Origin of the sequence: Streptomyces sp. SLBN-118 (assembly GCF_006715635.1) — a bacterium.
GTDB lineage: Bacteria > Actinomycetota > Actinomycetes > Streptomycetales > Streptomycetaceae > Streptomyces.
Genome location: NZ_VFNP01000001.1, coordinates 849,887 through 867,745 on the forward strand (window position 1 = coordinate 849,887; position 17,859 = coordinate 867,745).

Annotated in this window: 21 protein-coding genes; 10 read left to right on the forward strand and 11 right to left on the reverse strand. The window is 69.0% G+C overall.

What is annotated here, in order from left to right:
- Positions 1–12: 12 nt before the first annotated feature.
- Both FBY35_RS03960 and FBY35_RS03965 read left to right on the forward strand, forming a co-directional pair.
- Positions 13–810, forward strand: coding sequence for a VOC family protein (locus FBY35_RS03960; RefSeq protein ID WP_142212440.1), 798 nt, complete (start codon positions 13–15; stop codon positions 808–810).
- 38 nt (positions 811–848) lie between these two features.
- Complete coding sequence (locus FBY35_RS03965) at positions 849–1,103, forward strand: hypothetical protein (RefSeq protein WP_142212441.1); 255 nt, start codon at positions 849–851, stop codon at positions 1,101–1,103.
- 225 nt (positions 1,104–1,328) lie between these two features.
- Here the strand turns inward: FBY35_RS03965 and FBY35_RS03970 are convergent, their stop codons facing one another.
- Together FBY35_RS03970 and FBY35_RS03975 are read right to left on the reverse strand one after the other, a co-directional pair.
- Positions 1,329–1,655: a carboxymuconolactone decarboxylase family protein gene (locus FBY35_RS03970; protein ID WP_142212442.1), complete on the reverse strand. Its 327-nt coding sequence runs from the start codon at positions 1,653–1,655 to the stop codon at positions 1,329–1,331.
- 195 nt (positions 1,656–1,850) lie between these two features.
- Positions 1,851–3,206, reverse strand: coding sequence for an MFS transporter (locus tag FBY35_RS03975; protein ID WP_142212443.1), 1,356 nt, complete (start codon positions 3,204–3,206; stop codon positions 1,851–1,853).
- Between the two features lie 344 nt (positions 3,207–3,550).
- On the opposite strand from FBY35_RS03975, the gene FBY35_RS03980 reads away from it, so the two are divergent.
- The 3 genes from FBY35_RS03980 to FBY35_RS03990 all read left to right on the forward strand — a co-directional run bounded on the left by FBY35_RS03980 (position 3,551) and on the right by FBY35_RS03990 (position 7,133).
- Positions 3,551–4,105: an isochorismatase family protein gene (locus tag FBY35_RS03980; RefSeq protein WP_142212444.1), complete on the forward strand. Its 555-nt coding sequence runs from the start codon at positions 3,551–3,553 to the stop codon at positions 4,103–4,105.
- 226 nt (positions 4,106–4,331) lie between these two features.
- Positions 4,332–6,398: a discoidin domain-containing protein gene (locus FBY35_RS03985; RefSeq protein WP_142212445.1), complete on the forward strand. Its 2,067-nt coding sequence runs from the start codon at positions 4,332–4,334 to the stop codon at positions 6,396–6,398.
- Positions 6,399–6,503: 105 nt separating this feature from the next.
- Entirely contained in the window at positions 6,504–7,133 is a 630-nt protein-coding gene (locus FBY35_RS03990; protein WP_142212446.1) for a TetR/AcrR family transcriptional regulator, read from the forward strand.
- Positions 7,134–7,173: 40 nt separating this feature from the next.
- On the opposite strand, the gene FBY35_RS03995 is transcribed toward FBY35_RS03990, so the two are convergent.
- Complete coding sequence (locus FBY35_RS03995; protein ID WP_142212447.1) at positions 7,174–8,673, reverse strand: nucleobase:cation symporter-2 family protein; 1,500 nt, start codon at positions 8,671–8,673, stop codon at positions 7,174–7,176.
- 312 nt (positions 8,674–8,985) lie between these two features.
- On the reverse strand, positions 8,986–10,023 hold the full coding sequence (locus FBY35_RS04000) for a HAMP domain-containing sensor histidine kinase (protein ID WP_142212448.1): 1,038 nt from the start codon (positions 10,021–10,023) through the stop codon (positions 8,986–8,988).
- A 110-nt stretch (positions 10,024–10,133) separates the two neighbouring features.
- Between FBY35_RS04000 and FBY35_RS37685 the strand changes: the two genes are divergently transcribed.
- From FBY35_RS37685 to FBY35_RS37695, 3 genes are read left to right on the forward strand one after another with little or no spacing between them, the layout of a single operon-like run.
- Positions 10,134–10,325 (forward strand): hypothetical protein, encoded by a 192-nt coding sequence (locus FBY35_RS37685; protein WP_313904642.1) that lies wholly within the window; start codon positions 10,134–10,136, stop codon positions 10,323–10,325.
- Positions 10,273–10,527 (forward strand): glycoside hydrolase, encoded by a 255-nt coding sequence (locus tag FBY35_RS37690; protein ID WP_313904669.1) that lies wholly within the window; start codon positions 10,273–10,275, stop codon positions 10,525–10,527. Before FBY35_RS37685 ends, FBY35_RS37690 begins: the two co-directional genes overlap by 53 nt.
- A gap of 7 nt (positions 10,528–10,534) precedes the next feature.
- Positions 10,535–10,900, forward strand: a complete 366-nt coding sequence (locus FBY35_RS37695) for a glycoside hydrolase (RefSeq protein WP_313904643.1) — start codon at positions 10,535–10,537, stop codon at positions 10,898–10,900.
- A 255-nt stretch (positions 10,901–11,155) separates the two neighbouring features.
- On the opposite strand, the gene FBY35_RS04010 is transcribed toward FBY35_RS37695, so the two are convergent.
- Positions 11,156–11,602, reverse strand: a complete 447-nt coding sequence (locus FBY35_RS04010; RefSeq protein ID WP_142212449.1) for a nitroreductase family deazaflavin-dependent oxidoreductase — start codon at positions 11,600–11,602, stop codon at positions 11,156–11,158.
- A gap of 67 nt (positions 11,603–11,669) precedes the next feature.
- Positions 11,670–12,236 (reverse strand): dihydrofolate reductase family protein, encoded by a 567-nt coding sequence (locus FBY35_RS04015; RefSeq protein ID WP_142212450.1) that lies wholly within the window; start codon positions 12,234–12,236, stop codon positions 11,670–11,672.
- A gap of 146 nt (positions 12,237–12,382) precedes the next feature.
- Here FBY35_RS04015 and FBY35_RS04020 point away from each other — a divergent pair, with 146 nt between their 5' ends.
- The gene (locus FBY35_RS04020; protein WP_142212451.1) at positions 12,383–12,742 is read left to right on the forward strand and encodes a DUF779 domain-containing protein; all 360 of its coding nucleotides are present in this window, start codon (positions 12,383–12,385) and stop codon (positions 12,740–12,742) included.
- A gap of 79 nt (positions 12,743–12,821) precedes the next feature.
- Positions 12,822–13,238: a hypothetical protein gene (locus tag FBY35_RS04025; RefSeq protein ID WP_142212452.1), complete on the forward strand. Its 417-nt coding sequence runs from the start codon at positions 12,822–12,824 to the stop codon at positions 13,236–13,238.
- Here the strand turns inward: FBY35_RS04025 and FBY35_RS04030 are convergent.
- From FBY35_RS04030 to FBY35_RS04050, 5 genes are all read right to left on the reverse strand, one after another.
- A complete protein-coding gene (locus tag FBY35_RS04030) occupies positions 13,228–13,422 on the reverse strand; it encodes a hypothetical protein (RefSeq protein ID WP_142212453.1) in 195 nt (64 codons plus the stop codon). The genes FBY35_RS04025 and FBY35_RS04030 overlap by 11 nt on opposite strands.
- A gap of 119 nt (positions 13,423–13,541) precedes the next feature.
- Positions 13,542–14,405, reverse strand: a complete 864-nt coding sequence (locus FBY35_RS04035; RefSeq protein ID WP_142214885.1) for a phosphatidylinositol-specific phospholipase C/glycerophosphodiester phosphodiesterase family protein — start codon at positions 14,403–14,405, stop codon at positions 13,542–13,544.
- 193 nt (positions 14,406–14,598) lie between these two features.
- Positions 14,599–15,678 (reverse strand): acyl-CoA dehydrogenase family protein, encoded by a 1,080-nt coding sequence (locus tag FBY35_RS04040; protein ID WP_142212454.1) that lies wholly within the window; start codon positions 15,676–15,678, stop codon positions 14,599–14,601.
- Positions 15,675–16,856 carry an acyl-CoA dehydrogenase family protein gene (locus tag FBY35_RS04045; protein WP_142212455.1) on the reverse strand — a complete coding sequence of 394 codons (1,182 nt, stop codon included), beginning with the start codon at positions 16,854–16,856 and terminating at the stop codon, positions 15,675–15,677. Before FBY35_RS04045 ends, FBY35_RS04040 begins: the two co-directional genes overlap by 4 nt.
- Positions 16,853–17,821, reverse strand: coding sequence for an NADPH:quinone oxidoreductase family protein (locus FBY35_RS04050; RefSeq protein WP_142212456.1), 969 nt, complete (start codon positions 17,819–17,821; stop codon positions 16,853–16,855). The genes FBY35_RS04045 and FBY35_RS04050 overlap by 4 nt, the downstream gene beginning before the upstream one ends.
- Between the last annotated feature and the right edge of the window lie 38 nt (positions 17,822–17,859).

A 17,859-nucleotide genomic window follows, 5' to 3' on the forward strand; every position in this document is an offset into this window, starting at 1 on the left:
AAGGCAATCGCCGTGATCACCACTGACTTCGTCCCCGGCTCCCCCTGCTGGCTCGACCTCGCCGCTCCCGACGTCCCTGCCACCGCCGCCTTCTACAACGCCGTACTCGGGTGGGACTACGAGTCCATGGGCGAGGGAGAGGACATGGAAGGCGGGATGTTCCGGAAGGGCGGCAAGATCGTCGCCGGGCTCGGCAAGCTCACCGAGGAAGGCGCACGCTCGGCCTGGATGATCTACTACAGCGTCGCCGACGCCGATGCCACGACCCAGGCCGTCGAGAGCGCCGGCGGCACGGTGCGGGTGGCGCCCATGGACCTCGACGAGTGGGGACGGATGGCGCAGTACAGCGACCCGCTGGGGGGCCAGTTCGCCGTCTGGCAGCCCGGAACGAACAAGGGCGTTGATCTGGTGGACGAGCCGGGCTCGCTGTCCTGGACCGAGCTGTACACGAGCGACGCCGCGGCCGCGAAGGAGTTCTACGGCGGTGTCCTCGGCTGGCAGTTCAGTGACATGCAGCTGCCGGGCGGCGGAGGCACGTACATCCTCATCACCCCCGGCGGACTTCCCCAGGAGCGCATGCACGGCGGCCTCATGGAACTTCCCAAGGAGAACCTCGCCCTGACTAAGGGACGTCCGTACTGGCACCCGGTCTTCAACGTCACCGACTGCGACGCCGCGGTCGCCAAGGTCACCGAGAACGGTGGCAGCGTGCAGATGGGGCCGGAGGACGCCGAGGGCGTCGGCCGCCTGGCCGTCTGCCTCGACCCGTCGAACGCCGACTTCGTGGTGCTGACCCCGACCCCGAGCTAGGACTTTGTTGACAGGGGTGCACCCAGGGCGTGCTCGGCATGGAGACTCTCCGCGCTCTGTGGCCGGCCGACGCACCGGCACCCCTCCGCCGTCGCCGACGGCGGGCCTGGTTCGGGGCGGCAGTGGTCGTGTCAGCCGTCGCCGTCGCCGTCGCTCTGTCGCTGCTCCTGCGGCCGGCGGCAGGCCCGACCGTCACCGCCGCCGAAGTGCACGTCCCCACCCAGCGATTGCACTGCGGGCAGACCGCCGAACTGGTGGGCGTCCTGACCACCGACGGTCGGGTCGGCCCATGACGTACCGGTGGCTTCGCCGTGACGGTCATGACTCCGGCGAGCTGAGCCGCACGGCGCGCCGCGGGGACCGCGAGGTCACCGTCCACCTTCGGTGGACGGTGACCTCGCGGTCCCCGGCGCCTTGGCTCAGGGCACCTTTGCGTACTCGTGCCCCTGACTCGTCGGTCCCTGTCGCAGCCTGCCGTTCATCGGCGCCGGGCGCGGCCGTGACCTCGGGCGACGTCTCTACATTCCGCCCCGCGCCTCTGCGTCGGCCACGGCGATCGCGATGCCGAGTGCCTGGGCGATGTTGCCGGCTGCCGTCATGACGCGGGCTGTGCCCACGATGGGGGCGATGGCGACCAGGACATCCTGCAGCTGATCGGCAGTCATACCGGACTGGAGGGCGGGGTCGATGTTGGCGACGTAGGAGATCGGCGGAGCGTCCGAGGCGGCGAGTGCAGCAATGCGGGTGAGCATAAACATGTCCGGGGTCAGCCCGCACCGCTCAACCGAGTCAACCGTCATCGCGGCGAGGGTGTCGAGTACCGGGGTTTCAGATGCTGTGGCCATGGCGGGTCGTCTCCTGCTGGTGTCGTGACGAGGATCAACGTGCGGAAGAGAGGGCTCCGCATCCCTGTGCAGCGCTTACTGCTCGACGGTAAGTCCGTTCCCCGCAGATCGCCTGTCGAGGGGGCCGTCCGAGGAGCCGGAGGAGTCAGGCAGCCAGGCGGGCAACGGGAGGGAACCTGCGGGCCACGCAGCCGGTCAGCCGGTCGGCTCCAGGGAGCGACGGGCGAGAGCACGGCTTCCGGCCGCTATGGCGAGCGCCACGACGATCAGCATCGCCGCGACTGCGAACGTGACCCGCATCCCCGTCGCAACGGCGTCCGGGTGCGCCGCCCCGATGTCGGTCGTCGCCGACGCGAGCGCGAACACGGCGCCCATGACGGATGCACCGGTGACGAGCCCCAGATTGCGCGACAGGTTGAGCATGCCTGAAATGACGCCCCGCTGGTCCGGGCGGACATCGGACATGACGGCGGTGTTGTTGGCCGTCTGGAACAGCGCATAGCCGGCGGTGATGACGGCGATGGGGGCGATGTAGCCGGGGATGCCGAGCCTCGTCGGCATCGCGGACAGGATGAGGGAGCCGACTGCTATGCCGATGAGTCCAAGGATGGTCATGCGCCCGCCGCCGAGGCGGTCCACGATGCGACCGGCCGGCACACCGGTCACTGCGGCGACCAGCGGACCCACCGACATGACGAGTCCCACCGGGGCCGCGTCGAGGCCGAGCGCACGAGAGAGATAGAAGGGTCCGACCACCAGCGTCGCCATCATCACCGTCGAGACGAGCGCGCTCGTGGCGAGGCTCGCACTCAGCGCGGCATCACGGAACATCGTCAGCCGGATCAAGGGTGATGCCGTTCTCGTCTCGGCGAGGACGAAGAGGCCGACTCCGAAGGCGGCGGCCAACAGCAGAGCCACATTGAGCGGACCGAAACTGCCGCGCCCCGTCGTCATGGCGAGTGCGTAGGCCGCAAGCGTCACAGCCAGCAGCAGTGTGCCCGCACTGTCGAAGCGGGTTCCGCCCGCCTTCGGTGCCCGACGGTCAACGGGCAGGTAGCGATGGGCGAGAAGGAAGGTCAGGACACCCAGCGGCACGCTGACGAGAAAGATGGCCCGCCAACTGAGCCCGGAGATCAGAACGCCGCCGAGCGACGGGCCGAGAGCGGTCCCGATCGCCGACATCGTTCCGAGCAGCCCCATGGCGCTACCGGTCCTTGCCTTCGGAACCGTCTCACCGACAAACGCGATGGTGAGGGCCATCATGACGGCCGCACCGAGCCCTTGCGCCGCCCGGGCGGCAATCAGCATCCAGAGCGTGGACGCGACGCCGCACAGGACCGAGGCCGCCGTGAACAGGGAGATTCCGGCCAGGAGGAGCCGTCGGCGGCCGGTGATGTCACCCAGCCGTCCGACGCTGACGATCATGGTGGTGATGGCGAGGAGATAGGCGAGGACGATCCACTGGACTTCCTGGAAGGGGGCGGCGAACTCCCGTGCCAGGGTCGGCAGGGCGACATTGGCGATGCTGGTGCCGAGCGAGGACAGCAGCATGGACAGCGAGAGGCCGGCGAGCGCCCACCGGACCGAAGGCGTCCGTTGTGCAGGTCCCGCTACTGGTTCGTCCCGTCCAGCGACAGTTGGCTTCAACGTGAACTCCGTACGTGTGGCGGCGTGAGCCGTGCCGGTCGCGGGGCCGATGTCAGTCGCCGGCCGGTCTGCGCCCACGGTGCGCCCGGCCCATAGGGGCGGCAAAGCCAATTTGCCGATACGGCAAACAAACGATCCCCTGGTGCGCGGGGCGTCGAATTGACCGGACCAGACGCGGCGGTCGATGGATCGGCCTAGCGTGATGCGCGTGGCGTGAGCCCGTCCGAACCCCGGCAGAGGAGATCGTCGTGACCACACTGTCCGATCGGCCCAACACCGCCTTGATGGTCATCGACGTCCAGAACGGCGTCATGGCCGATGCGCACCGGCGCGACGCGGTCGTCGCCAACATCAGCTCGCTCGTCGACAGGGCTCGCGAAGAGGGGGCGCCGATCGTCTGGGTCCAGCACTCCGACGAGCAGTTGCAGCAGGGCAGTGACGCCTGGGAGTACGTCCCGGAGCTGACACGCCAGGAGTCGGAACCGCTCGTGCACAAGAGGTTCGGCGACTCCTTCGAGGACACCGCGCTGGAGAACGTGCTGGCCATGGCCGGCATCGGAGCCCTTGTCGTGACCGGCGCCGAGACGGATGCCTGCGTCCGGTCCACTATCCATGGCGCCTTTGTCCGCGGTTACGACGTGACGCTCGTCGGTGACGCGCACACGACGCAGGATCAGAGCACCTGGGGCGCTCCCCCGCCGGACATGGTCATCGCGCACACGAACCTCTACTGGCAGTACCAGACGGCACCGGCCCGCACCGCGCGCGTCACGGAGACGAAGGACGTGACGTTCACGGGCTGAACCCGGCAGGTCGACGGTGTTGAGCGCGATCCGGCCACCACGCCGCCCCGGATTCAGCCGGGTTCGGCGGATCCGACGAGCCATCAGGTCATCTGTCCCGGACTATTGACTCCGAATCTGACAGCAGCGATTCTCGTCGCATCGTTCACGCGGACATGACAATCACGCATGTCCCGGACGGTATTGATCCCCGACCCCCACAATCCTCTGACCGAAGGCGTGAGTGATGACCACCACGACCCGACACTCGCACCGCCGAAGCAGGCCCCTCGCGGTTCTGTCGCTGCTCCTCACCGTCGTGGCCATGGTTCTCGGCACGGCGCCCAATTCCTCCGCCGAGTCGGGCTGGTGGACCCCGCCCGCGCGGCCCGCACCCGACTCGCAGATCAATGTCACGGGCGAGCCCTTCAAGGGAACCGACGCCCAGGGGCAGGTACGGGGTTTCGTCGACGCCCACGATCACCTGATGTCCAACGAGGCCTTCGGTGGCCGTCTCATCTGCGGCAAGACATTCTCCGAGCAGGGCATCGCCGACGCGCTCAAGGACTGCCCCGAGCACTACCCCGACGGCTCGCTCGCGGTCTTCGACTTCATCACCAAGGGCGGCGACGGCAGGCACGACCCCAACGGATGGCCGACGTTCAAGGACTGGCCGGCCCATGACTCGCTGACGCATCAGCAGAACTACTACGCCTGGGTCGAACGGGCCTGGCGCGGCGGCCAGCGCGTGCTCGTCAACGACCTCGTCACCAACGGCGTGATCTGCTCGGTCTATTTCTTCAAGGACCGCAGCTGCGACGAGATGACGTCCATCCGCCTTCAGGCGCAGAAGACGTACGACCTCCAGGCGTACATCGACAAGATGTACGGCGGCCCCGGAAAGGGCTGGTTCCGGATCGTCACCGACAGCGCCCAGGCCCGCGACGTCATCAAGCAGGGCAAGCTGGCCGTCGTCCTGGGGGTCGAGACCTCCGAGCCGTTCGGCTGCAAGCAGATCCTCGACGTCGCACAGTGCAGCAGGGAAGACATCGACCGCGGGCTGGACGAGCTGTACGGCCTGGGCGTACGCAGCATGTTCCTGTGCCACAAGTTCGACAACGCCCTGTGCGGCGTCCGGTTCGACTCGGGCACCCTCGGCACGGCGATCAACGTAGGCCAGTTCCTGTCGACCGGCACCTTCTGGAAGACGGAGAAGTGCGCCGGCCCCCAGCACGACAACCCCATCGGCCTCGCGGCGGCGCCGCAGGCGGAGAAGGAGCTGCCACCGGGCGTCCAGGTCCCTTCGTACGCCGCGGACGCGCAGTGCAATTCCCGCGGTCTCACCTCGCTCGGGGAGTACGCGGTGCGAGGCATGATGAAACGCAAGATGATGCTGGAGATCGACCACATGGGCGTCAAGGCAGCGGGCCAGGCCTTCGACATCTTCGAGTCGGCGTCGTACCCCGGTGTGATCTCGTCGCACAGCTGGATGGATCTCAGCTGGACCGAGCGGGTCTACCGTCTCGGTGGCTTCGTCGCCCAGTACATGAACGGCTCCGAGGCGTTCAGCGCGGAGGCCAAGCGCACTGACGCGCTGCGCGAGAAGTACAACGTCGGCTACGGCTACGGCACCGACATGAACGGCGTCGGCGGCTGGCCCGGCCCCCGCGGCACGAACACTCCGAACCCGGTGAAGTACCCCTTCCGCAGCACCGACGGCAGCGCCGTCATCGACAGGCAGACCACCGGCGAGCGCACCTGGGACATCAACACCGACGGCGCGGCGCACTACGGTCTCGTCCCGGACTGGATCGAGGACATCCGGCTTGTCGGCGGCCAGGGCGTCGTGGACGACCTCTTCAAGGGGGCCGAGTCCTACCTCGACACCTGGAAGGCGTCCGAGGACCACAAGGCCGGGGTGAACCTGGCCGCGGGCTCGTCCGTCTCGGCAAGCTCGTCGGAGTGGAACCCGTTCACGAGTTACGCACCCGCCCGGGCCGTGGACGGCAATGCGGACACCCGCTGGGCGAGCGGCTGGCGCGACGACCAGTGGCTCCGCATCGACCTGGGAGCGCCGAGCCTGATCAGGCGCGTCACCCTCAACTGGGAGCCCGCCTACGGGAAGGCCTATCGCATCGAGGTCTCCACCGACGGCACGAACTGGCAGTCCGTATGGTCCACGAACGCCGGTGACGGCGGCCTGGACACGGTGCAGTTCCCCGGCACGACGGCCCGTTACGTACGCGTCCACGGGCTGGAACGCGGCACCAAGTGGGGCTATTCGCTCCGCGAAGTGGGCGTCTACAGCAGCTGACACCACCGATTGAGGCCCCAACGGCCGGGGCCGGCCGGATCAGCCCACCTGATCCTGCCGGCCCCGGCCATTGCCTTCGGGCGGCACAAGAGCGAAGGGAACACCATGGCACGCATGCCGTCGGCCGAGCGGCGCCGGCAGCTGATCGAGGGAGCCATCCGTGCGATGACCCGCGACGGCGTCTCCCGGACGACGACCCGGTCCATCGCCGCCGAGGCGGGGCTGTCGCTGAGCGTCTTCCACTACTGCTTCGACTCCAAGCAGGACCTGATCGAGTCCGTCATGGCGGCGATCACCGAACACTCGGTCGCCTTGGTGAAGGAAGCGATACGGCCGAAGGCCACCCTCCGGGAGACCATCAGGGCCGGTTTCCAGGCCTATTGGGACCATGTGTCCGCCAACCCCGGCGAGCACATGCTCACATACGAACTCACCCAGTACGCCCTGCGCCGGCCGGGGTTCGAGCAGTTGGCCCGGCGGCAGTACGCGCTGTACTGCGACACCTACTGCGAACTCATCGAACAGCTCTGTCAGAGCATGAAGTTCGAGCTCCGCGTACCCGTCCCCGTGCTGGCCCGCTATCTGGCAGCCATGACGGACGGGCTGACCCTGAACTTCCTCGTCCTCGGCGATGACAAAGCCTCGGCAGACATCCTCGACATGATCACCGACCATGTCACCGGCCTTGTGTGCGCCGAAGTCCGACCGACCGCACGGGAGGACATCGACCACTGAAGCGGTCCGCCGGGCCCGCGAGCGAGCCCGGCGGGAGTCGCTACGCGCCGTCCGGCCCGTCCACCGACGGGCCCGACGCAGCGGCCGGAGCGACCTGGGCCGCCACCCCGGCCGGGGCGGGAACGGTGGGAGCCGGGGCGGCCTCCGCCGGGTCCCCGCCTGTCGCCGCCGACTCGCTCTGCTGCTCCTTCGGGCCCAGCCGGTTCAGGACCAGGTTGAGCAGGATCGCGGTGCTCGCACCGAGCGTGACGCCGCTGTTCAGCAGCGAGGAGAGGTCCGCGTTCATGTGCTCCTTGAACAGCACCGGGACGGTGGACGGCAGCAGGGCCATGGCCAGGGAGATGCCCACCACCAAGGCGTTCTTCTCCTCCTTGAGGTCCACCTTGGCCAGGGTCTGGATACCGGCCAGGGCGACCATGGCGAACATGACGGTCGCGGCACCACCGAGCACCGGGTGCGGCACCGAGGCGACCGCGGCGGCGGCCTTCGGCAGCATTCCCAGCACGATCATGAAAACGCCGGCCGCGACGACCACGAAGCGGCTCTTCACCTTCGTCATACGCACCAGGCCGACGTTCTCGGCGAAGGCGACGTAGGGGAAAGAGTTGAGCACACCTCCGAGGGCGGTCGCCGCGCCATCGGCGCGCAGCGCGCGGGCCACGGTCTCGCCGTCGATCTTCTTTCCCACGATGTCACCGATGGCGTACGTGTCACCGGTGGTCTCCACCATGGTGATCAGCATGACGATCAGCATGAGCAGGATCGGGAACCACTGGAACTGCGGGGCTCCGAAGTGGAACGGGGTGGTGACGCCCAGCCAGTCCGCCTTGCCGACGTCGGTGAAGCTCGCGTCACCCAGCAGGAAGGCGGCGGCGGTGCCGGCCACCAGCCCGAGCAGGATCGCGATGCTGGACAGGAACGGCCGGCCGATCTTCATCAGCACCAGAATGAAGGCCATGGTGCCGCCCGCGTAGGCGAAGTTCTGAGGATCGCCGAAGTGCGGGCTGCCCACCCCGCCCGCCGCGTCGTTCAGCCCCACAGGGATGAGGACCAGCCCGAGGACGGTGATCACCGTGCCGGTGACGACCGGCGGGAAGAGCCCCAGCACCGCCTTGAAGGCCCGGGCGGGGAGCCAGGCGAATGCGAAGGTGGCGACGCCCGCAGTGATCACCGCGCCGTAGATGACCAGCAGGGCGGCAGTTCCACCGCCCGCGCCGAGGCCGATGGCGATCATCGGGGACACCGCGGTGAAGGTGACTCCTTGGATCAGCGGCAGCCGTGCGCCGATCCGGCCGATGCCGAGGGCCTGGATGATCGAAGCTATACCGCAGGTGAACAGGTCCGCGTTGATCAGGTAGACGAGCTCTTCACGGCTGAGCCCGAGGGCCCCGCCAACGATGATCGGGACGATCACGGCACCGGCGTAGAACGCCAGGACGTGCTGGAAACCGTAGAGAGCCAGTTTCGGGAGGGCGAGCACCTCGTCGACCGGGTGCTCGCTTTGTTTTCCGGCAACAGAAAACGGGGCGACTCGTGCCATCTCCGCCTTGCCCTTCAAGAGGTAAGTAGTGAGAGGGAGCTCTGGTTATCCGTGGCGCGACGACGATGGCGCACCCTGGTTTCAGCCAGTCGCAGGGGATCGAAGCCTTGCGGTGTCTCCGTCAGCTCTTCGTCCTGTGTGACGCATATCCAACGCCAGCGAGGAACTCGGCGAACATCGTAGACATATCCAAAGAAAGAGCGGCTCTCGGGGCCTCTACCTGGCCAAACCTCCAAAGGCAGGGCGGCCCGCCCTCGCCCGCATCCGTCAAGTCCCCCTGAAGCGGGGCGATTTCGAGCCACCATCCACGATTCACATGTTCACAAGCTGGAGGACGGGATTCCCCTGCCCCCGACCGTCCGGAAGGACAGGCGCATGACCGTACCGCCGCCGTGCGCGGGCGGCCGGGGCGCGGTAGAAGCGGTCGAAGATGTACGGCAGGTCGTCAGGATCGATGCCCGGACCATGGTCACGGACGGTGAGTTCGCCATCACGCAGTCGGACGTCCACCACCGAGCCTTCGGGGCTGAACTTGGCGGCGTTGTCGAGCAGGTTCGCCGTCGCGCGAGCCAGCCGGGCGCGTACGCCGAAGATCAGCGTCGGCTCGGTCTCGACCGTGAACACCGTGGCGGGCCGATGCGCACGTGCCCGGTCCACGCACTGGGTCACGAGTGCGTCGAGCCGGAGCTCGTCGGCCGGTTCGTCCGCCCCTTCGTCGCCTCGGGCCAGCTCCGCCAGATCCTCGACCAGGTCCACCAGCTCGCCGATCTGCCGGCCCAGGGCCGCCGTGGCGCGTTCCCGGCGCCGGATGTCGTCGGGGGCGATCATGGCCAGGAGTTCGGCGTTGGTGCGCAGGCTGGTCAGCGGAGTGCGCAGCTCGTGGGAGGCGTCGGCGACCAGGCGGCGCTGGGCGGTGAGCGAGCCGTGCAGAGCGATCAGCATCGTGTTGAAACTGCCCGTCAGCCTGGCCGCTTCGTCGTGGCCCGTGACGGCGATGCGGTGCCGGGTGTCACGGGTTGCGGCGATCCGCTCGACGACGGCCGTCAGCCGGGCCAGCGGGGCGAGGCTCGTGCGGGCGACGATGCATCCCAGAAGGCAGGCGAGGAGCACGCCTGCCGCTCCGGCTTCGATCAGTACCGTACGGACGCGTGCCACACCGCGCTCCACCCCGTCGGAGCGCACCCAGACCTGCACCGCCCGGCCCTGGGCGACCGGCGCGGTGTAGATGCGGACCGGGTGGCCCTGGTGCCGGGCAGCGCTGAAGAACGCGGCCTTCCTGCCGTCTGCGACGGCCCGCGCGTCACGGGTGTCCAGGGCCCCTCGCTCGGCCCCGCCGCTACACGGTCGCATTCGCCCTGACCGACGCCTCGCCGGTCGCGGCGGCGAAGGACTACCGGCGGTGGCTGGTCGAGCAGGGGCGGCTCGGCAGCCTGGAACGCAAGATCGAAGAGAACCCGCAGGTGGCGCGGCTCATCGGCGCCTTCCACGCGTATCTGTGGGGCGACGGGCGGAGCAAGGAGTCCGTCGAGCGGATGCGAGCACTGGGCCTGGACCGGATGTGGCTGGGCTACGACGCCGACGCCAGGCCCTGCCGGGTATCTGGTCGGTCCCTACGACTCGTGGTCCAACGCCCAGGATCCGGCAACGGCTGACGCCCCGTCCTCCACGTGGCCCGCGCCGGTCTGGCCGGACGCGTGTGTGCGCGGAGCGGACGGCAGGGTGAAGACCGGCTTCGGCGGCCGAGGGTGCTACGTCAGCTCCGAGATTCTGGCGCAGGCCGAGCCCACGCACCACTATCTGGCCGACCGGACGAGGTCGATGACCGCCAACGGCGCGAACAGACGTGCTCCATGACTCCGTGGTGAGCGTGGAGAGGTGGGAACTCGGCTACCACAAGCTGCCCGAGCAGCAGACCGTCCGCGCGCTGCTGGCCATGCTCTACAACACGCCGCTCAACTTCACGCTGGACGGCGCGAGCTTGAAGAAGCACGGCCCCGAGATCGCCAAGCTCCAGCGTTTCTTCTCTCATCTCCAGGAAGCGGCGGGTACCAGGGCGATGACCGGCTTCACCCGGCTCACCGCCGACCACAGGGTGCAGCGCACCACCTTCGGCGACACGGCGCTGACCGTCACCGCGAACTTCGGATCCTCGCCGTACCGGGGGCTGCCGGGCGGCTGCGTACGAGCCGAGGTGCCGGGCAGCCCTGGACGCACCCTCTGTCCGTGACGGCCGAAGCAATCGGTGTCATCCACGACGCCCGGGCGTGCCGCCGTGGCCGTGGCCGCGGCGGCACGCCGACGTCGACTACGTGAACGCGCGTCTCGCGGTGCGCGCACCCAGGCCGCGCAGATCGATGCCCGGTTGCGCGAACTGCGGGACGGGGCCGACCGCAAGGACACCGGGCGGCGGCCGCCGCCGCGGCCAGGCTGCAGGCGGCACTCGTGACCGCTCAGCCCTGACCCGCGCGCTCACGCCGTCCGGTCAGTGTTCCTTGTCCACCGGTTCCAGGACGAACACCGGGATCTCGCGCTCCGTCTTCCTCTGGTACGCGGCGTAGTCGGGGTACGCCGCGACCGCGCGCTCCCACCACAGTGCCTTCTCGTCCCCGGTCACCTCACGCGCCGTCATGTCCTGGCGCACCGGCCCGTCCTGCAGCTCGACGCGGAGGTCGGCCACGATGTTGTGGTACCAGACCGGGTGCTTGGGAGCGCCGCCCATCGATGCCACGGCGGCGTACGTGCCCTCGTGCTCCACCCGCATCAGCGGGGACTTGCGCAGCTTGCCGCTCTTGGCGCCACGGGTGGTCAGGACGATGACGGGCATCCCCCTCAGTGTGGTCCCCTTCGTGCCGCCGGAGCTTTCGTACAGGTCGACCTGATCGCGTACCCACTTCTCGGGGCTCGGCTCGTACTCACCCTCAAGAGGCATGGTTTCCATCCCATCGTCGAAGAGTCGAAGTCGCGCTTCGTCTCTCCAACACCGGGGATCGGGGCAGTCATTCCGCCGGACGCTCGTAGCGGAGCAGGACGGTCCTTGCGTCGAAGGAACGCGACTCGACGAACCGGAGGCTGAGCCGCTCCTTGCCCTGCAGGAACAGCGGCCTGCCACCGCCGAGTACCACCGGGTGCACGACGATGTGGTACTCGTCGATCAGGCCGAGCTCCGTGAGGGCGGCCGCAAGTGTCGAACCGCCGAACAGCAGCAGATCCTTGCCCGGACTCCGCTTCAGGGCGCCGACCTCTTCGGCGAGATCCCCGCCGATCACACGGACGTTGCCTTCCGGCTGTTCCAGCGTCCGGGAGAAGACGATCTTCGGAGTCCGCCGCCACACGGGCGCGAAGGCGAGGTCGTGGGGGTCGTCGGAGATCGACTCGACGTCCGGCCAGTAGCCCGCCATCATGTCCCAGACCACGCGCCCGTAGAGGAAGGTGTCAGCACGCTCCTGCAGGCTGTCGCTGTACGCGGCGAGTTCCGGTCCGAGCAGCGGCCAGTCGAAGGCTCCGCCGGGCCCGTCGATGTGTCCGTCGAGCGACGTGTGAACGTAGTAGATGATCTTCCTCATGGCCGTTCCTCCTGCTCCGTGGCGCCCCCCTGGGGCGCCCTCGCCCTCATGTCGAACGGGGCCGAGCCCGATCGACACCCCAGGGAAAGATCTTCCGCGAAGGCGCTGCAACGGCATTGCAACCTGGCCGGTGCTCTGCTGACGGAATGAGCGATGCCCCGCGTGTGGAGCTGACCCCCGAAGCCGCCGATCTGTTGAGGCGGCTGCGGTCCGCCCACGGTCCGCTGATGTTCCATCAGTCCGGCGGCTGCTGCGACGGCAGCGCCCCCATGTGCTACCCGGACGGAGAGTTCCGCACGGGCGCGTCCGACGTCCTCCTGGAACACCTCCGGGTCGACGGCGTCGAGGAGCCGGTCTCGTTCTGGATCTCCAGGAGCCAGTACGAGGTGTGGAGACACACACGGCTCGTCGTCGATGTCGTCGAGGGCCGGGGCAGCGGCTTCTCGCTGGAGGCGCCGGAAGGCGTGCGGTTCCTGATTCGCTCGCACATGGTGGACGGCGACTGACGGATCGGCTCCGGCCGCGAGCCATGGACCACGATCCGGGAGACATCCGCGCAGAGCCCGGGCTGACATGCTGGTGTATGTGAACGCCCCCACTCGCGGCGCATGGCTGCGCGCCGGAATCAGCCGTAACGGCGGACCGCTGCAGGAGAACGAGCACGTGGTCTGGCTCCAGATCGACGCCTACTACGCCGACAGCCGCGGCTTCGCGGGCGTCACCACATACGAGGGCGGACAGGTCCGCTTCCACCATGACGTCGGGGAGCCCGGCGAGGATGTGGGCACACTCCGGCGGTCGGGCGAGGACATGATCGAGACAGGCGTGAACACGGACGGCAGTACGTTCCGCGAGGTGTGGACGCCACTGCCGGACAGCGAAGGGGCCTGCGGCTCCTGGCGGGTGGGGACCGCTCAGATCGTCCGCGTCGGCCGGTATGTGGTGCATGTGGACGAAGGCCGCGGCAGCTGCTTCGAGCTGCCGGACGACGTCACGGTCTGAGGCTGCCGACCACGTTGGCGGTGGCTGCGATGCCCTCCTGGATGGTCGGCGCCATGCTGGTGCTCGCGAGGTAGAACCCGAGCAGCGCGCAGACCACGGCGTGGGACATCTTCAGTCCGCCGTTGCGCAGAAAGATCACTGCGAGAACGAGCAGAAGCAGCACGATCGAGATAGAAATGGCCATCGCCAACCTCCTCCGCCGCTCGGGGATCGCGGCGTACGGCGGTCAGTCTGACGCAGCAAGGGGCCCGTACGGCCGACTGGCGTGTCCGCCGTACGGGTGTTGTCTGCGGGCCAGTTCGATTACTGGGCGCGGGCGCGCAGGAAGCTCTCCAGGCCCGCCAGGTCATCGGTGTTGATGTGGTCGACCCGGGCGGCGAGCAGTTCGCTCCGCACCGCATCGCGGGCGGGCCCCGCCACCTCGGGAGTGGCCCAGAAGCGCACCCGCTGACCGTGTCCGTGGGCCTCGGCGACCAGTCCGTGCAGCTTCTGCCGCTCGGCGGCCGGGAACGGGCCCGTGCCCAGCCAGGTGAAGCTCTGCGTCCAGTTGCTGGAGATCAGCGGGACGAAGGACGCGGGGGCGGCGGTGCCAAGGTCGTCGAGGCGTCCGTCGTAGAAGGCGTACCTCTGGCTCTGGGCCTCCATGGGCATGCGAGCCGCACGGTCGCCGGAGATGACGGGGGTGACGGCGCCGAGCTGGACCCGGCCGTGGGAGCAGCTGCTCAGCATGCCGCGGTAGTGCCGTAGCTGGCGGTCGAGTTCGAGGTAGGCATTGACGCCGTCCGTCTTGATGTCGATCAGGAGCTGTACGGGGCGCCGGTAACCGCGGTACACGGAGCCGTGGTTGGCCTTCACCCGGGCGAGCAGCGGGTCGAGGTAGAGCGAACGCAGGGTGCGCGTCGGGTCGAGGTCCGCCGGCTCATGGGCGACGAGCAGCTCGCCGTCCACGAGGAAAATGTCCGCCTCCACACTGGTGAAGCCGTGCGACAGTGCGTCGTGCAGGGGCCGTTGGTGCAGGTAGTCGTTGTGTGCGTGCGCCCTGCGCAGCGGCTTGGGGCGGGTCTGTGCGCTGTGCCGCTGCGCGGCCCGCGCATAGGACGGCGCGGCGACGGCGGCCAGTGCGGCGGCGAGGGTGGTGACGGCTCTGCGACGGGTGGTCAGCACGATGGTGCCTCCGGGCTCTACAGGTCGGGAGGGACATCGGCGAGTATCCGTCGCGGGCGGCCCAATGGGCAGTGCAGCGCGAAGAGTTCGGCCACCCGCCACCGGGTCGTCAGCGGTCGGGCGACGGTCAGTGCGGTGACATACGAGGGCCGCCGCGCTGATGGTTCAGCGCGGCGGCCGGGGAGGCGAGTTGGGGCTAGGGAGCCTGGAGGTCGACCAGTTCGGCCAGTTTCTCCTTGTGGCGGCCCGGCGTGCCGAGGGCGATCTCGTCGGACTTGGCACGCTTGAGGTAAAGATGCGCCGGGTGTTCCCAGGTCATGCCGATGCCCGCGTGCAACTGCACGCACTCCTCGGCGGCGTGCACGGCGACCCGTGAGCTGTACGCCTGGGCGACAGCGACCGCGAGGGCGGCCTCCGGGCTGTCGGTGGCCAGCGCGTCGGCGGCGTTGCGGGCCGCGGCGCGGGCCGAGACGACCTCGAGCCACAGCTGCGCCATACGGTGCTTGAGCGCCTGGAACGAGCCGATGGGGCGGTTGAACTGGTGGCGTTCGCGGGTGTGGCGGACCGTCTCCTCAAGGCACCACTCGGCGAGCCCCAGCTGCTCGGAGGCGAGCAGTCCGGCGCCGGCGAGCAGTCCACGCCGTACTGCCCGCTCGGCGGTCGCAGCGTCGGCGAGGCGCGTGCCGCCCGCCGTGCCGTCGATCGTGACAGCACAGAGCGGACGCGTGAGATCGAGCGGGGTCAGCGCCTCGACAGTGATACTCGTTCTCTCGACCGCGTGCAGCCCGTCGGACGTCAGGACGAGCAGCAGATCGGCGAAGGCGGCGTCCGCGACACCCGTGATCCTTGAGGCACCGGCGGGGAGCGGGCCGTCCGGCGAGGCCGACAGCGGCACGGCGAGCACTGCGGTCTTCCTGCCCGCCGCCAGCTCACCGATGAGATCCGCCACTTCGGGCGACTCCACATCAAGCCCGAGCAGCGTCTCGGTCGCGATCACCGAGCTCGTGAGATACGGCGCGGGGGCAACCGCCCGGCCCAGCTCCTCCAGGACCACGGCCGCCTCGCGGTGGCTCGCTCCCTGGCCGCCGAACTTCTCGGGTACGAGCAGTCCGGCCGCGCCCATGTCCGCGGCGAGCGCCTTCCACAGTTCGGGGTCGTAGGGCGCACCGGCCTCGGCACGCGCCAGGACGGACGTCGTGTCGTTGCGGTCGGCGAGCAGGGAACGTACGGCGGCGCGCAGGTCGTCCTCGGCCTCGGAGTACAGCAGGTCAGTCATCGCGCGAGATCCTTCCAGGCGACGTCCTTGTCGTTGCGCGGCTCGGAAGGCAGTCCGAGTACACGTTCCGCGACGATGTTCAGCAGCACTTCGCTGGTGCCGCCCTCGATGGAGTTGCCCTTGGAGCGCAGGTAACGGTAGCCCGCGTCGCGCCCGGTGAAGTCGACGAAGTCTGGACGGCGCATGGTCCAGTCGTCGTACAACAGGCCTTCCTCACCGCGGAGTTCGACCTCCAGTCCGCTGATCTCCTGGTTGAGGCGGGCGAAGGCGAGCTTCATCCCGCTGCCCTCGGGTCCTGGCTGGCCCGCGGCGAGCTGCTGGCGCAGCCGTTCACCGGCAAGCCGGGCGACCTCGGCCTCAACCCACATTGTCAGCAGCCGCTGGTGCAGATCCTGTGTACGCAGTTCGGGGCGTTCGCGCCAGGTCTGCGCGATGGGGCCGATCATGCCGCCCTCGCGCGGGATGCGGCTGCCGCCGATGGAAACCCGCTCGTTCATCAAGGTCGTCTGGGCGACCTTCCAGCCCTCGCCGATCTCGCCGAGGCGGTGTGCGTCGGGGATGCGCACATCGGTCAGGAAGACCTCGTTGAACTCGGCCTCGCCGGTGATCTGGCGCAGCGGGCGCACCTCGACACCCGGATCGCTCATGTCGCAGATGAAGTAGGTGATGCCGCGGTGCTTGGGAAGATCGGGGTCCGTGCGGGCGATGAGGATCGCCCAGCGGGCCACATGGGCGCTGGAGGTCCACACCTTCTGCCCGCCCACGATCCAGTCGTCGCCGTCCCTGACGGCGCGGGTGCCGAGCGCGGCGAGGTCGGAGCCCGCGCCGGGCTCGCTGAAGAGCTGGCACCACACTTCCTCGCCGACCCACAGCGGCCGCAGGAAGCGCTGCTTCAGCTCGTCGGAGCCGTACTTGAGGATCGTCGGGGCGGCCATGCCGAGGCCGATGCCGATGCGGCGCGGGTCGTTGTCGGGTGCGCCCGCGGCGGTCAGTTCGGCGTCCACGACGGCCTGAAGTGTGCGGGGTGCTCCGAGGCCGCCGAGGCCCCTCGGGTAGTGCACCCAGGCGAGTCCCGCGTCGAAGCGCGCCTTCAGAAAGTCCGTGCGGTCCGTGCTTGCCGGGGGATGCGCGGCCAGCAACTCTTTTGTACGGGTGAGCAGTTCGGCGGCGTCCGTCATCGGGCATCTCCTTCCGGGATGACGACCAGGCGGCCGGTGGTCGTGCCGTCGGCGACGCGCTGGACGGCGTCCGCCGCGTCCTTCATGGCGACGCGTCCGCTGATCAGCGGCTTGATCACGCCCTGTGCGGCGAGCTTGGTGAGCTCGTCGTGGCAGCCGCGGATCGCGGCGGGATCCATCTGGTTGTACAGGCCCCAGTGGAGGCCGACGATCGAATAGTTCTTGACCAGGGCGTGATTGAGGCCAGGGCTGGGGATCGTGCCGCTCGCGAAGCCGACGATCACGATCCGGCCCTCGAAGGCGACGCACTTGGCGGACTTGGCGTAAGCGTCGCCGCCGACCGGGTCGTAGACGACGTTCGCACCGCGGCCGCCGGTGGCTTCCTTGACCGCGGCGACGATGTCGTCCTCTCGGCGGTCGATGACGAGGTCGCAGCCGAGCTCCCGCGCGATGCGGGCCTTGTCCGCGCCGCCGACGACTCCGATGACGCGTGCTCCGGCCGCCTTGCCGAGCTGGACGGCGGCGCTGCCGACGCCGCCGGCCGCCGCGTGGACGAGCAGGGTCTCGCCCGCCTGGAGGTGTGCCCGGCGGTGCAGTCCGAACCATCCGGTCTGGTAGCCGATGTGCAGGGCGGCCGCCTCTGCGTCGTCGAGCGCGTTGGGCGCGGGCAGCACGGCCGCGGCGTCGGCGACGACATAGTCGGCGAGTCCACCGTTCGGCAGTACGGGGTTGGCGATCACGCGGCGGCCGTTCTCGGTCTCGCCGCAGATCTCCACGCCCGGTGTGAAGGGCAGCGGGGGCCGCACCTGGTACAGGCCGCGGCAGAGCAGGGCGTCGGGGAAGTTGATGTTCGCCGCGCGGACCCTCAGCAGCAGCTGCCCCTCACCGGGCGTCGGCCGGTCCACCTCTTCGAGGCGCATCACCTCGCTCGGCTCGCCGTTCCGGTGCACTCGCCATGCCTGCATTTCGGGGCCTCCACAAACCGTAGGCAGTACCATGCTCG